Source organism: Aquimarina brevivitae, from assembly GCF_004216895.1.
In the GTDB taxonomy this organism is placed as follows: Bacteria; Bacteroidota; Bacteroidia; order Flavobacteriales; family Flavobacteriaceae; genus Aquimarina; species Aquimarina brevivitae.
Map to the genome: position 1 here is coordinate 118,801 of NZ_SGXE01000005.1, position 13,091 is coordinate 131,891.

The 13,091-nt window shown below is 35.1% G+C and carries 10 protein-coding genes; 7 read left to right on the forward strand and 3 right to left on the reverse strand.

What is annotated here, in order from left to right:
• Window positions 1–126 precede the first annotated feature (126 nt).
• From EV197_RS14935 to apaG, 3 genes are all read left to right on the forward strand, one after another.
• Window positions 127–1,386 (forward strand): type IX secretion system plug protein, encoded by a 1,260-nt coding sequence (locus EV197_RS14935; RefSeq protein ID WP_130287603.1) that lies wholly within the window; start codon window positions 127–129, stop codon window positions 1,384–1,386.
• 78 nt (window positions 1,387–1,464) lie between these two features.
• Window positions 1,465–2,559 (forward strand): DUF3667 domain-containing protein, encoded by a 1,095-nt coding sequence (locus EV197_RS14940; RefSeq protein WP_130287604.1) that lies wholly within the window; start codon window positions 1,465–1,467, stop codon window positions 2,557–2,559.
• 2 nt (window positions 2,560–2,561) lie between these two features.
• Entirely contained in the window at window positions 2,562–2,948 is a 387-nt protein-coding gene (apaG, locus tag EV197_RS14945; RefSeq protein WP_130287605.1) for a Co2+/Mg2+ efflux protein ApaG, read from the forward strand.
• On the opposite strand, the gene EV197_RS14950 is transcribed toward apaG, so the two are convergent.
• Window positions 2,940–3,917: a DUF6695 family protein gene (locus EV197_RS14950; RefSeq protein WP_130287606.1), complete on the reverse strand. Its 978-nt coding sequence runs from the start codon at window positions 3,915–3,917 to the stop codon at window positions 2,940–2,942. The genes apaG and EV197_RS14950 overlap by 9 nt on opposite strands.
• A gap of 17 nt (window positions 3,918–3,934) precedes the next feature.
• Window positions 3,935–4,654 (reverse strand): NRDE family protein, encoded by a 720-nt coding sequence (locus EV197_RS14955; RefSeq protein ID WP_130287661.1) that lies wholly within the window; start codon window positions 4,652–4,654, stop codon window positions 3,935–3,937.
• 158 nt (window positions 4,655–4,812) lie between these two features.
• Here EV197_RS14955 and pruA point away from each other — a divergent pair, with 158 nt between their 5' ends.
• Window positions 4,813–6,441: an L-glutamate gamma-semialdehyde dehydrogenase gene (gene pruA, locus EV197_RS14960; protein WP_130287607.1), complete on the forward strand. Its 1,629-nt coding sequence runs from the start codon at window positions 4,813–4,815 to the stop codon at window positions 6,439–6,441.
• A gap of 528 nt (window positions 6,442–6,969) precedes the next feature.
• Window positions 6,970–9,825: a tetratricopeptide repeat protein gene (locus EV197_RS14965; RefSeq protein WP_130287608.1), complete on the forward strand. Its 2,856-nt coding sequence runs from the start codon at window positions 6,970–6,972 to the stop codon at window positions 9,823–9,825.
• An 82-nt stretch (window positions 9,826–9,907) separates the two neighbouring features.
• Here the strand turns inward: EV197_RS14965 and rsmG are convergent, their stop codons facing one another.
• Complete coding sequence (rsmG, locus tag EV197_RS14970) at window positions 9,908–10,537, reverse strand: 16S rRNA (guanine(527)-N(7))-methyltransferase RsmG (RefSeq protein WP_130287609.1); 630 nt, start codon at window positions 10,535–10,537, stop codon at window positions 9,908–9,910.
• A gap of 129 nt (window positions 10,538–10,666) precedes the next feature.
• Between rsmG and EV197_RS14975 the strand changes: the two genes are divergently transcribed.
• Both EV197_RS14975 and EV197_RS14980 read left to right on the forward strand, forming a co-directional pair.
• Entirely contained in the window at window positions 10,667–11,761 is a 1,095-nt protein-coding gene (locus EV197_RS14975) for a fatty acid desaturase family protein (protein ID WP_130287610.1), read from the forward strand.
• 48 nt (window positions 11,762–11,809) lie between these two features.
• Entirely contained in the window at window positions 11,810–12,997 is a 1,188-nt protein-coding gene (locus EV197_RS14980; RefSeq protein WP_130287611.1) for a pyridoxal phosphate-dependent aminotransferase, read from the forward strand.
• The last annotated feature ends 94 nt before the right edge of the window (window positions 12,998–13,091 follow it).

Below are 13,091 nucleotides of genomic sequence, written 5' to 3' on the forward strand. Positions count from 1 at the left end.
TCGATGTGAAAGCAGCTTTTTAGTGAAGAATTTTATTTATAATCATTCTAAATAAATAACTTGCTTAAATCATTCTGACTTAGATAAGGCACGTATTTTGTGTATATTTACCCATATTTTAATACTATGAACACAAAATTCCCTGGGCTATTCTTACTAGCACTATGCTGTACTACCCTTCTATTTGCTAAAGAGGTAGCCGAAGAGATTCCGCCACCGGATTACATCAAAACCATACAGTTTGTTGGCGATAGCGAATTTTCGGGCACGCCGATTATTGCATTAGGAAAACCTTTAACCCTTACCTTTGATGACATACATGGTAACGAAAAAGATTATTATTACAAAATATCACACTACAATTTTGATTGGACACCATCGATGTTATATAAAAATGAATTTCTAGATGGTTTTGATGATGTACGCATCTATCAATATGAAAATTCATTCAACACCTTACAAATGTATAGCCATTACACCCTAACCATCCCTAATCAAGATTCGAGAGCATTAAAGGTAAGTGGTAATTATATGATCACTGTCTATGACAGTTATAATGAAGCTGTTTTTTCGCGTAAATTTATTGTTTATGAAAACATCACTACCACAAGAGCAGTAGTAAAAAGAAGCAGGGACCTCAACTTTATCAATACAAAACAGTCTGTTCAATTTGAAGTATCCTCGCCTAATTTAATCCTCAGAGATCCTGAAAGAACAGTAGAAACAATGATCATTCAAAACAATGATATAAATACTGCCATCACCGGATTGAAACCGCAGTATACAATAACCAACACTTTAATTTACAAATACGATCAAGAGTCGAGCTTTTATGGCGGAAATGAATTTCTGTTTTTTGACAATAAAGAAATACGATCGGCTACAGCAGGAATACAGAGTGTAGATTTACAAGAAATTTACCATCATTACTTACTTACTGATATCGTAAGGGCAAATCGGAGATATACCTATAACCCAGACATCAATGGTAATTTTGTAGTCCGTAATCTAAGAGCTGACAATAGTAATGTAGAAGCTGATTACGTTTGGATGCATTTTGCACTAGAGTGTTATGAGAATATTGGTGATGGCACAATACACATCTACGGTAACTTTAACAATTATACCTTAGATGACTCTACCAAATTGACCTACGACAAAAAGTCTGGCAAATATTTTTTAACTCGTCTTTTTAAACAAGGATTTTATAATTATAGATATGTACTTCAAAGGCCAGATGGGTCAATAGACCAAGGGTTTATCAGTGGTAATTTTGATGAAACAGAAAACGAGTACACCATTATAACGTACTATCGCGCCCCAGCGACACGCTACGACAGGGTAATCGGGATAGGAATCGCAAATTCGGCAAATATTACTAATTAAAGATTAACCGCTTAAATACCATTTAACTTTATTATTTTTATCTTAAAACAACCCTAACCAAACAAGGAGCAATTAACAATGAACGAAAAAGGACGTTTTCTTAAGAAGTATAGAGGAAATGAGTGTTTAAACTGTGGAGTACCATTAGATTTACTCGATAAGTATTGTCATAATTGTGGTCAAGCGAATACTACAAAACGCCTTACTTTAAAAGATCTATTTAATGAATTTTTTGCCAGTATTTTTTCATACGATTCTCGACTTAGACACACTATAGTTGCTTTACTGTTTAAGCCAGGTAAAATATCAAAAGATTATATCCAGGGACAGCGGGCCAAATATGCTAATCCTTTCAGATTTTATTTAAGTGTTTCGATTATATTTTTCATTTTGTATGGCTTCTTTTTAGATTTTGAAGGGATGTCTAGCCGAGTTGGCTCAAGAAATAATGATAAGGTCGCTGAAGAAACACTTAAAAAAATTAAAGAAATTGACCCAGAACGATTAGAAAGAATTGAGTCCGAACGAAATATAAATATTGATTCCCTACTAACTCAAAACGATAGTATTCAGCAAGACGAACGCACCTTATATACAGAAGCCGAACTCGATACGATGTCATCATTTTCTTCGTTTATCAATAGATTTACGATGTATCAAAATTTTCATGAAGATACTGGCATCAGATTGCCCGATGAAGCGTTAGATAGTCTAAATCATAAGAAAACTTGGTTTACCAAGTATCTTTATAAGCGAGGTGTTAAAGCAGAAAAACTATCCGACGATCCCACAGATTTAGTTGAATTCATTTTCAACAAACTCCCGTTTATCATCTTCTTTTTCTTACCGCTCCTAGCTTTGGCTATTTGGTTGTTGTATATAAGAAGGTCTTTCACTTATATGGAGCACCTGGTATTTACATTCCATACTCAAACTATATTTTTTATTCTCTTTGGCATTGCCCTGTTGGTTGACGAAATATTACATATTGAAGCAGTTACGGGAATTACAGCACTCTTATTTTTGTTTTATCTTTATAAAGCATTGCGCAAATTTTATGGGCAAGGGCGATTTAAAACTATTGTTAAATTTCTGATTCTAAACCTATTATTTTTTATATTAGCTGGTATCGGGGTTGTTGTTACACTAGTCAGCTCTATATTATTGTTTTAGTCATGGTTGAACAAATTACAAAAGGCATTAAAATTTCGGTGGACACCACCTTTGAGGGTACGTTCTACAAAAATTATAGGGTGCATTTTGCATTTGGATATCGTGTAACTATTGAAAACCAAAGTAAAGATGCGGTACAACTAACGTCTAGGTTTTGGGAAATACAAGATGCATTAAATGAGCTTGAAACAGTAGAAGGTGATGGTGTCATTGGTAAAAAACCCGTACTTAAGCCTGGAGAAACTCACACTTACAATAGTGGATGCCTCTTAACGTCTCCATTTGGTGCAATGAAAGGATATTATTATATGATCAACTTTACTTCCACAAGGAAATTCAAAGTTCTCATCCCATCTTTTAAACTCAATGCTCCTTTTGCACTAAATTAAGGTTTTAACACGGTTAAACCTTATCTTTTCACCCTTCTGCATTATATGAAAATAATGGCAATTGGAGTCATAAACAAAACTATATGGATTTGAAATATCAAATTGCGTTAAGTTGACAAAAATACCTTTGAAATCCAACCTACCATAATCATTATATCTGCACATAACATATTGATCAGGTTGATCCGTTTTTTGAAGTTCAAAATAAGCACCACTCCCAATTCCCTCTAAATAATGCCAATGTGTAGGAAAATTAAATGTGCTTGTTACTGAATTATTATCACGGTATCGATAAAAATAGTTCGTTAAATTCTCCCGCAATACAGAACCTTCGTAAACTCTAAGCTGACCCTTATCTATCTCATAAATTGGAGAATCAATCGCGGCTTTTTCAACATTTCCTAGGGTGCTAGGCGTAAACTTTTTTATCTTCCTTAGCCCTTTTACAATTTTTTGATGGTCAGTACTATTCAAAAGCGTTTCAGTTACCATCCTAGAGCAATTACTACCTGACAAGCCAAAAGCCTTGTAAGGAATACTTCCTTGTTGCTGTAGGTCATTCAAATACTTTTTAGCAGATTCATAGTCTATACAATTACAAACCGAAGCTAGCATCCTGCCAGTTCCGTGAGTTTTATCCGGGTTCTGTTGTAACCATACCAATAATTCTTCTGTATTCACTAAATCACCTGTTCTATCTATTTCGGCCTTAATAGGAATTTGCAATTCGGCATCTGTCAATTCACTCCTTAGCCTGCCGTATCCGTAGGGAGTTATATACCTTCCAAAATCGTAATACTCCGCTTTACCCGTTTTATTGGCAATCAATACTAATGCTGCGTGGCCTGCTTTTACATAGTCTTTAGTTCCAATACCCAGATAAGGGAGTATTTTTAATGATTTCTCTGTAGAATGACGTACAAAGGTATCCGGAAAAGCCAAGGGTATTATCTTTCCTGTATAGTTCATAGCATCCATATCATCATTTATGAAACAACAGAAGTAAATAAGCTCGTAGAACTCGTATTTGTTTGTAAATCTTCATAATTCATTGACACTTGCTCTCCAGATTTTTTAATTTGAGTTATACTTGTGGTCGCTACAAACCCTCTATTCATGATCAGATCAATGTGCTTATCCCCTACTCCAGCAGTTTTATGAAATTGCAAAAGCGAAGTATTAGAGACTTGATTCTTATTTAAAAACTGTTCAAACCAGGTTTTTCTTTGAGCTTTCATCTGTTGGTCATACAAACTTGATGAAGACCAGATATGAGTTGTCGATGCATCTAGTTTTTTAAAATGAGCTTTACTCCCATCCCATACCAGTTCATAGAAAGAAAGTGCACTCTTCCAACTTACTGCAATAATAGTAAATGGTTCAATGCCCGTAAAATCATAAGATTGTAGACCTAAATGTAAATCTGGCTTCTTTAAAAGATCTTTTACTACAATACCTCTACTTTTTTTGTAGCCAGGCTTTCTCCTATGATTTACAAAACCTCCGTTAAGTAAACAAATTAAAGAATCGTGCTCACTTATACCAATCCATGTCCCTCCTGCAAGAGCGTCTTTGGGATAAAGCATTTTCACTCCATCTTCGTCATAAATCCGAGGAGGAATAGTTTGTCTAACAGGAGCTTCATCCCTATTAGATGTTAAAATAAAATCCTGATGATTCGTTGGTATTAACGTAACTGTACACATCGCATATCGGTCGTTCAAAAGGGATGGAACTTACAAAAAAATATTCACTTTAAATCGAATTGTTAATCCCTATTGGTTCCCTTATTAATTTTCTATATTTGTTCACCTGCAAAGGTTTACATACATAACATATTAATTTTTAAAATTTTAAACAGATTATGGGAAAAGGTTTTTTTCAAGTTCCTACAGCAATTAACGAACCTGTAAAAACATATGCGCCAGGTACTCCTGAACGCGAAGAGGTGTTAGCAGCTTATAAAGAACTTTATAATTCTACAGTAGACATCCCTCTATATATTAATGGTGAAGAAATTAAGACCGGTGATACCGCTACGATGTCACCACCACACGAACACCAACATATTCTAGGAACATACCATAAAGCAGAACAAAAACATGTGCAACAAGCAATTGATACAGCGCTAGAAGCCCGAAAAAAATGGGCAAACTTATCCTGGGAGCATAGAGCAGCAGTATTTTTGAAAGCTGCGGAGCTTATTGCCGGGCCATACCGATCAAAAATCAATGCTGCTACGATGCTAGCGCAATCTAAAAATATCTATCAAGCAGAAATTGACTCTGCATGTGAATTAGTAGATTTCTTACGTTTCAATGTAGAGTATATGGCACAGATCTACGAAGACCAACCTTATTCTACTTCTGATGCTTGGAATCGTGTAGAGTACAGACCATTGGAAGGATTCGTATATGCTATTACTCCTTTTAATTTTACTGCCATTGCAGGAAATTTACCTGCCAGCGCAGCATTAATGGGTAACGTAGCTGTTTGGAAACCTAGTGATAGCCAAATTTATTCGGCTAAAGTAATCGTAGATGTTTTTAAAGAAGCAGGTGTACCTGATGGAGTAATAAATGTAGTCTACGGAGATCCTGTAATGATTACGGACACCATTTTGGCAAGTCCTGATTTTGCCGGAATACATTTTACAGGAAGCACAAACGTTTTCAAAGACATTTGGGCAAAAATTGGTGCTAATATCCATACCTATAAGACCTACCCAAGAATTGTGGGAGAGACCGGTGGAAAAGATTTTATCATTGCACATCCTACCTCTAACCCTAAACAAGTAGCTACGGCCATATCAAGAGGTGCTTTTGAGTTCCAGGGACAAAAATGTAGTGCTGCATCTAGAGCTTACATCCCTAAAAGTCTTTGGAAAGAAATCGAAAAGTTTGTGAAAGAAGATTTAAAATCCTTCAAAATGGGTTCTCCAGAGGATATGAGTAATTTTATTACGGCAGTCATCCACGAAGGATCTTTTGATAAATTAGCCAAATATATTGATCAGGCAAAAGCAGATAAGGATGCAGAAATTGTAGCAGGTGGAGGCTATGATAAATCTAAAGGGTATTTTATAGAACCAACTGTTATCCTTACAGACAACCCAAAATACACTACTATGTGTACTGAACTTTTTGGTCCGGTAATTACAATTTACCTTTATGATGACGCAAAGTGGAAAGAAACACTGGAGTTGGTTGACACTACTAGCGAGTATGGATTAACAGGGGCTGTTTTTTCTGGTGATCGCTATGCCGCAGAAGAAGCGACTCAAGCTTTGCAAAATAGTGCGGGTAACTTCTATATCAATGATAAACCTACCGGTGCAGTTGTAGGTCAGCAACCTTTTGGAGGGGCTAGAGCATCCGGTACTAATGATAAAGCAGGGTCCTATTTAAACCTTTTAAGATGGGTATCACCAAGATTAATCAAAGAAACCTTTGTTTCCCCGGTTGACTACCGCTACCCTTTTTTAGGAGAGTAGATCTAAAACAATCCAAGTAAAAAAGCCCTTTTTAAAAGGGCTTTTTTTATGCTTCAATACTACTAGTGCTTTAATTTCATCAATACCAATTCAATGTTCATTGGCTAACTTCACTCTAAAAATTATCATTAAGATATTATAAAAATCAAATAATCAATTGATAACGTTTAAGAACAGTAAACCTTCCAAAAATATATACATCCTTTTATACGACTCAGCGGTCTACTATCTTTATCAACACAAAGTCTCTTAAAATGACTATATTTGATAAAGTGAGAAAAAAATTACCTTCTAATTTATTTACTGATAGTTAATGGTAGATATTCTGCAATGCTATGGAGATGAAGTTTATTTAGCACATTAAGGATTAGAGTTTTTTATTTTTTAAATAATCTCAGCTAAAATATAAGCGAACCTCATAGCTAAGAATAAATTAAGCCGGATTGTTTAAAACTGTACTGGATAAGCTGTTTTACCCATCTTGTAGTAAAAAAGGGAGATAATTTTCGTGTAAATCCTAATTGGTTAATGAAAAACATAATTACATATCTTGTAATTTATTTTTGTAATTGTCTGCTTAGCTATGGTCAGGTCAATATTGATTCCCTAAAACGTATTTGGTACAATCCATCCCGTCAAGACACAATTCGCCTTAATGCTATAGACTACATGATCAAAGAGAGCTATCTCTATTCTCAACCCGATAGTGCTTTTTATTTTGCCCAACAACAATATGATTTTGCAAAAAGTAAAGGTCTCTTGGGTCAAATGGCAGAAGCTAGTAATACTCAAGGCATATCTTTGATGTATCAAGGTAAATATGATTTAGCCAACGAATACTATTTACGATCCTTACAACTTCATGAGAAAATAGAAAACCAAACAGGGATAGCGAACACACTTAATGGAATTGGAAATAATTTTAAAGACCAGGGAGACTTTGACAAAGCATTAAGGTATTACAATAAAAGTCTATCCATAAGAGAACAACTTAATGATAAAAAAGGAATTTCTGCTTCATTAAATAACATAGGCGTTATCTATTATAAACGTGGTGAATATGATAAGGCACTAGATTACCATAACCGTAGTTTGGCACTTAAAAAAGAAGTTGGTAATAAAAAAGGAATGGCCTATAGCTTTATCAATATGGGCGTTAATTATTTTGAGCAAGGTAATTATGTTAATGCTATTGACTATTACAGACGCGGTCTCTCTTTGGTTGAAGAAATAGGAGATTATAGAGCAATGTCCAGTACATTGAATAATATCGCTCTTATTTATGTAAATCAGGGAGATTATAAAAATGCTCTTGAGTACCACAAACAAAGCTTAATCATCAAGGAAAAAATGGGGGATAAAAAAGGTATTATCGCCTCATTGAATAATATTGGACTTCTTTACAAGGAGCTGAATAATTATAAAAAAGCTTTTGATTATCTGTTTCGGAGTTTAACATTAAGTAAAGAAATTGGAGAAAAGGAAGGAACTGCAACCGCACTAAACAATATCGGAAATGTCTATCATGATCAAGCTGATTATGAAAAGGCTAAAGAGTATTATGAGCAGAGTCTTGCGCAAATGAAAGAGATTGGTGAAAAAGGAAAAATAACTAAGATTTTAAAAGATATTGGCGAAAATTACAATAGTCTTGGTGATTACAGTAAAGCCATAATGTATAGCGAACGAGCACTTAACCAAGCACAACAAATAACTAATATTGTAGAAACTAAGGAAGCTGCCTATGCTTTATATCAAAGTTATAGAGCTATCGGAAGACCTGAAAAAGCACTGAAAATGTTAGAGCTTTACCAGGCTAATAAAGACAGTATTGACAGCGATAAAAATCAACGAGAAGTCATTAGACAAGAGTACAAGTCTGCATATGAAAAAAAAGCATTAGCGGATAGCCTTGCTTTTGAAAAAGAAAAATTGATCAAAGACACCTCCATTCAAATACGTGATGCGCAGTTAGAGAAGTCTAAAATTTTACAGATAGCGCTATATGGCCTATTAGCGTTAACATTAATTTTCCTTGGATTTGTATATAACCGTTATCGAGTAACACAACAGCAAAAACAAATCATTGCCCAACAAAATGAAGATATCATTACAGCAATGGAAGAATTGAAGCAAAGTAAGACGCAATACAAAGCGCTTTTTGCTTCATTACCCGATGCTCTTTTGGTAATAGATGATGACGACAAAGGATTAATTAAAGATTGCAATGAGGTAGCCGTGCACTTATTGGATAAAAAATCAAAAAAAGAACTTTTAGGACAATCCTACTTTGGTTATACCACCAAAAGTGAAAATGACACTAAGAACCCGTTTAAAATTAAAAATAGGAATAAAAAAGAAGAACCGACCATACTCACTTCATCTTTTGAAACCCAAATCCTTTTAAACCATAGAACGTTGCCTGTTTTGGTTTCTATGTGTACTATGAAGATACAAGGACAGCGTCAAATATTTGCCCTGCTTAGAGATATATCCGAGATAAAAACGTACCAGCAAGAGCTGGAAACCTCTAAAACAGATTTAGAAAACACATTGGCAAAACTTCAAGATACCCTAAATGAATTAAAGCAAAGCAAAGCGCAATTGGATGAAGCAAATAAATCGCTTGAAGAAAAAGTTATAGCGCGCACTAGAGAATTGGAAATCGCAAATAAAAAGCTAATTGAACTCGATAAGTCTAAATCTCAATTTTTGAAAATCATTAGCCACGAAATACGAACACCGCTAAATGGTATTATCGGAAGTTTAAGCCTCCTAAAGGATTCTCTATTGTCAGAAGAGGCTGCATCCTTACTTGATATACTGGATCAATCCACGAGGCGATTGGATGATTTTTCCAAGAAAGCGCTCGACATAAGCCTCATCAATGTGTATCAAAAGGATATATTAAACTTTGAACAAGTAAAAGTAAAAGAGCTTATTAATGAGGTAGTACGTAAAATTGACTTTGAAAAAAATGAAAAACAAGTCGATTTTAAAACACACTTTGACACCACTGTTGAGGCCATAACTGTAGATTCTAAATATATAAGCAAATCGCTTTATCACATTCTTCATAATGCCATAAAGTTTTCACCCGAAAAGGGCACGATAGCAGTCCTGGTAGAAAACGATACATCTTATTTAATGATTAAAATAAAGGACGAAGGAGTGGGCTTTGCCAAAGACTTTACCATCAATGACAATGTAACCTTTAATAATAAAAACCACATTGACGATGATCCAGGGCTAGGACTATATTTGGCAAATCAAATCATAAACATACACGATGGCATAATGGAGAATGGAAATAACAATAAAAAAGGAGCCTTTGTAAAAATTTCTCTCCCGCTTCAATATAAAGAATCCGACTTTACATCATAAATGTTTTAATAACATGCTCGAACAACTCTCGTAATACAAAAACCCAATAGACGTCGACTTAATTTTCAAATAAAGATGTTGCCTATAATTTATACTTCAGCGGTAAGTGGACAACCTTTTTAGTTTCAAAAAATTCTTCCTCAAAATAATCAGACAATTCATACTGAGTTGCTTTTGGAAACAATGCTAATTCCTCAGTTAAATCTCCGCCTTTTAAATACAAAATTCCATTGGACAAGTTATGAGTTGACTTTTTAGTCACATTTTTCTTAACCCATTTCACAAAATCCGGCATATTCGTCACGGCACGACTTACGATAAAATCAAATCGATCCTCAAAGGTACCTGCTCTACGTTGTTCAGCCTTTACGTTTTGAAGTTCCAAAGCAGCAACTACTTCGTTAACTACTTTAATTTTCTTTTGAATAACATCGATCAGGTAAAAATCCGTTTCAGGAAATAAAATGGCCAAGGGTACACCAGGAAAACCACCTCCTGTCCCTACATCCAACACTTTACTCCCCGGAGTAAACCCCTGAACCTTGGCTATGCCCAGAGAATGCAAAATATGGCGCTCATATAAAGAATCAATATCCTTGCGAGAAACCACATTAATTTTAGCATTCCAATCTCGGTATAAAGTACCCAACTGAGAGAACTGGGATAGTTGAAGTTCCGTAAGGTCCGGGAAGTATTTTTCAATCAATTTCATCAATTATGATTTTGCTGCAAAAATAAAGGTTATAATTTGACACCGTTTAAGAAGGTAAAAAAAATTTAAATGCCTAACTTTACCCAATATAAGTATGATCTATACGTTTGATCATAAACGCTTACTATTATGAATACAAATATACGTTTTAGCAGAGGTGATTCTGCAAAGTTCTTTAGAACTTTAAACAAAAGAGTTAATGAATATTTTAAAGAAAATAATATTAAAAGAACCGGTAATTGGAAATTACACCTGAAAACTATTGTAATGTTTTCCTTATTTCTTACCCCTTATTTCCTAATTCTTACATTGGATATTTCTCAATGGTGGATGCTGCTACTAACGGTAGTTATGGGTATAGGTATGGCTGGTGTAGGTATGAATGTAATGCACGACGCAAATCACGGCTCTTACTCTTCAAAAAAATGGCTCAACAAAATAATGGGAAGCAGTATGTACATCCTTGCTGGTAATGTATACAATTGGCAGGTACAACATAATGTTTTACACCACACCTATACGAATATCCACGGACATGATGAAGATATGGATGCCGGACGCGTAATTCGATTTACTAAACACGCCAAATGGAGACGTTTTCATAAATTTCAACATTATTACTCGGTCTTTTTATATGGTTTGCTTACATTCAATTGGGCGCTAACTACAGATTTTAAACAGACTAAAAACTATTTAGCTCGAAAGTTATCTTACGGTAAACTTCCTAGTCCAGTTAAACAATGGAGCACTGTGGTAATTACTAAATTGATTTACGTCGTTATGTGGATAGTTATACCGATGTTGATCATGTCGATCGCGTGGTGGAAAATCCTTATTGGCTTTTTTGTTATGCATTATGTAGCTGGTCTTATTTTAAGCATTGTTTTTCAATTGGCACATATGGTTGAAGAGGCAGATATGCCGATACCGGATCAAACTGGAAACATGAAAAACAGTTGGGCAATTCACCAATTATTCACTACCGTTAATTTTTCTACAAAAAATAGAATAGTCAATTGGTTTACTGGCGGATTAAATCATCAAGTGGAACATCATATTTTCCCTAATATTAGTCATGTTCATTATACCAAGATTTCTAAAATCGTAAAACAGACTGCAAAGGAATTCAATCTTCCTTACAACGAATACAAAACTACCCGAAAGGCTATCATGGCTCACTTTAAACATCTTAAACAGATGGGGATGAAACCTTCATTACAGTAGTAGTACAGTTCACATTAATTATCACAATAAAAAAACAGAAAGCAACAGATGAGCGCACAGCTATCAGATAGAGTTAATAAGCTCGAGGCTTCTGCGACTTTAGCTATGGCAGCTAAAGCAAGAGAACTACGAGCGGAAGGAAAAGATATTATTGGATTAAGTCTAGGAGAACCTGATTTTAATACGCCAGACTTTATTAAAGAAGCAGCTATACAGGCCATCAATGACAATTATAACTCGTATACTCCGGTAGACGGGTATGTGGAGCTTAAAGATGCGATAATTACAAAATTTAAACGTGATAATAACCTCAGCTACGACAGACAACAGATTGTAGTTTCAACGGGAGCAAAACAATCGCTTTATAATATCGCTCAGGTGTATATTAATCCGGGGGATGAAGTAATTCTTCCCTGCCCCTACTGGGTTAGCTATAGCGACATCGTTAAATTGGCAGGTGGTGTTCCTGTAGAAGTACAAACTTCATTAGCCACTGACTTTAAAATGACACCAGAGCAATTAGAGGCGGCTATTACACCAAAAACCAAAATGATATGGTATAGCTCTCCTTGTAACCCTAGTGGATCCATTTATAGTAAAGAAGAACTAAGAGCTCTTGCAGATGTGCTACAAAAATACCCAGAAATTATCGTAGTAAGCGATGAGATATATGAACACATCAACTATGCAGGAAAACACGCTTCTATGGCGCAATTTGAAGATATGTACGATAGAACGGTAACGGTTAATGGTGTAGCAAAAGCTTTTGCGATGACCGGATGGCGAATTGGATACATAGGCGCTCCTGTTGCCATAGCCAGAGCATGCAACAAAATTCAAGGTCAGGTAACCAGTGGTGCTAATTGTATTGCACAGCGCGCTGTGATTACGGCTTTAGAAGCTCCTGTATCTAAAATAGGATACATGGTAGATCAATTTAAAACACGAAGAAAATTAATACTTGATTTATTATCGGACATCCCTGGATTCAAATGCAACGAACCCGAAGGTGCCTTTTATGTTTTTCCTAATATTTCTTACTATTTCGGTAAAACCTTACAAGGAACAACGATTAAAAATGCAACCGACTTTTCGATGTATTTATTAGAAAAAGCAAACGTAGCTACAGTTACGGGAGACGCTTTTGGAGACCCTAATTGCATCCGTATATCGTATGCAGCAAGCGCTAAGGACATACAAGAAGCTTTACGAAGAATAAAAGAAGCGGTTTCGTAATTATATAACGATACTATTTCTTATTACAAAAGAGGTTTGCTTCATCAGCAAACCTCTTTTGTTTTTTTGTATTTTACAGTAAACTGATTTTTAT

What these genes read in the sequence shown, in the direction of transcription:
- EV197_RS14935 (WP_130287603.1), top strand. Translation starts at nt 127, where the DNA reads ATGAACACAAAATTCCCTGGGCTATTCTTACTAGCACTATGCTGTACT.
- EV197_RS14940 (WP_130287604.1), top strand. Translation starts at nt 1,465, where the DNA reads ATGAACGAAAAAGGACGTTTTCTTAAGAAGTATAGAGGAAATGAGTGT.
- apaG (WP_130287605.1), top strand. Translation starts at nt 2,562, where the DNA reads ATGGTTGAACAAATTACAAAAGGCATTAAAATTTCGGTGGACACCACC.
- EV197_RS14950 (WP_130287606.1), bottom strand. Translation starts at nt 3,917, where the DNA reads ATGAACTATACAGGAAAGATAATACCCTTGGCTTTTCCGGATACCTTT.
- EV197_RS14955 (WP_130287661.1), bottom strand. Translation starts at nt 4,654, where the DNA reads ATGTGTACAGTTACGTTAATACCAACGAATCATCAGGATTTTATTTTA.
- pruA (WP_130287607.1), top strand. Translation starts at nt 4,813, where the DNA reads ATGGGAAAAGGTTTTTTTCAAGTTCCTACAGCAATTAACGAACCTGTA.
- EV197_RS14965 (WP_130287608.1), top strand. Translation starts at nt 6,970, where the DNA reads ATGAAAAACATAATTACATATCTTGTAATTTATTTTTGTAATTGTCTG.
- rsmG (WP_130287609.1), bottom strand. Translation starts at nt 10,537, where the DNA reads ATGAAATTGATTGAAAAATACTTCCCGGACCTTACGGAACTTCAACTA.
- EV197_RS14975 (WP_130287610.1), top strand. Translation starts at nt 10,667, where the DNA reads ATGAATACAAATATACGTTTTAGCAGAGGTGATTCTGCAAAGTTCTTT.
- EV197_RS14980 (WP_130287611.1), top strand. Translation starts at nt 11,810, where the DNA reads ATGAGCGCACAGCTATCAGATAGAGTTAATAAGCTCGAGGCTTCTGCG.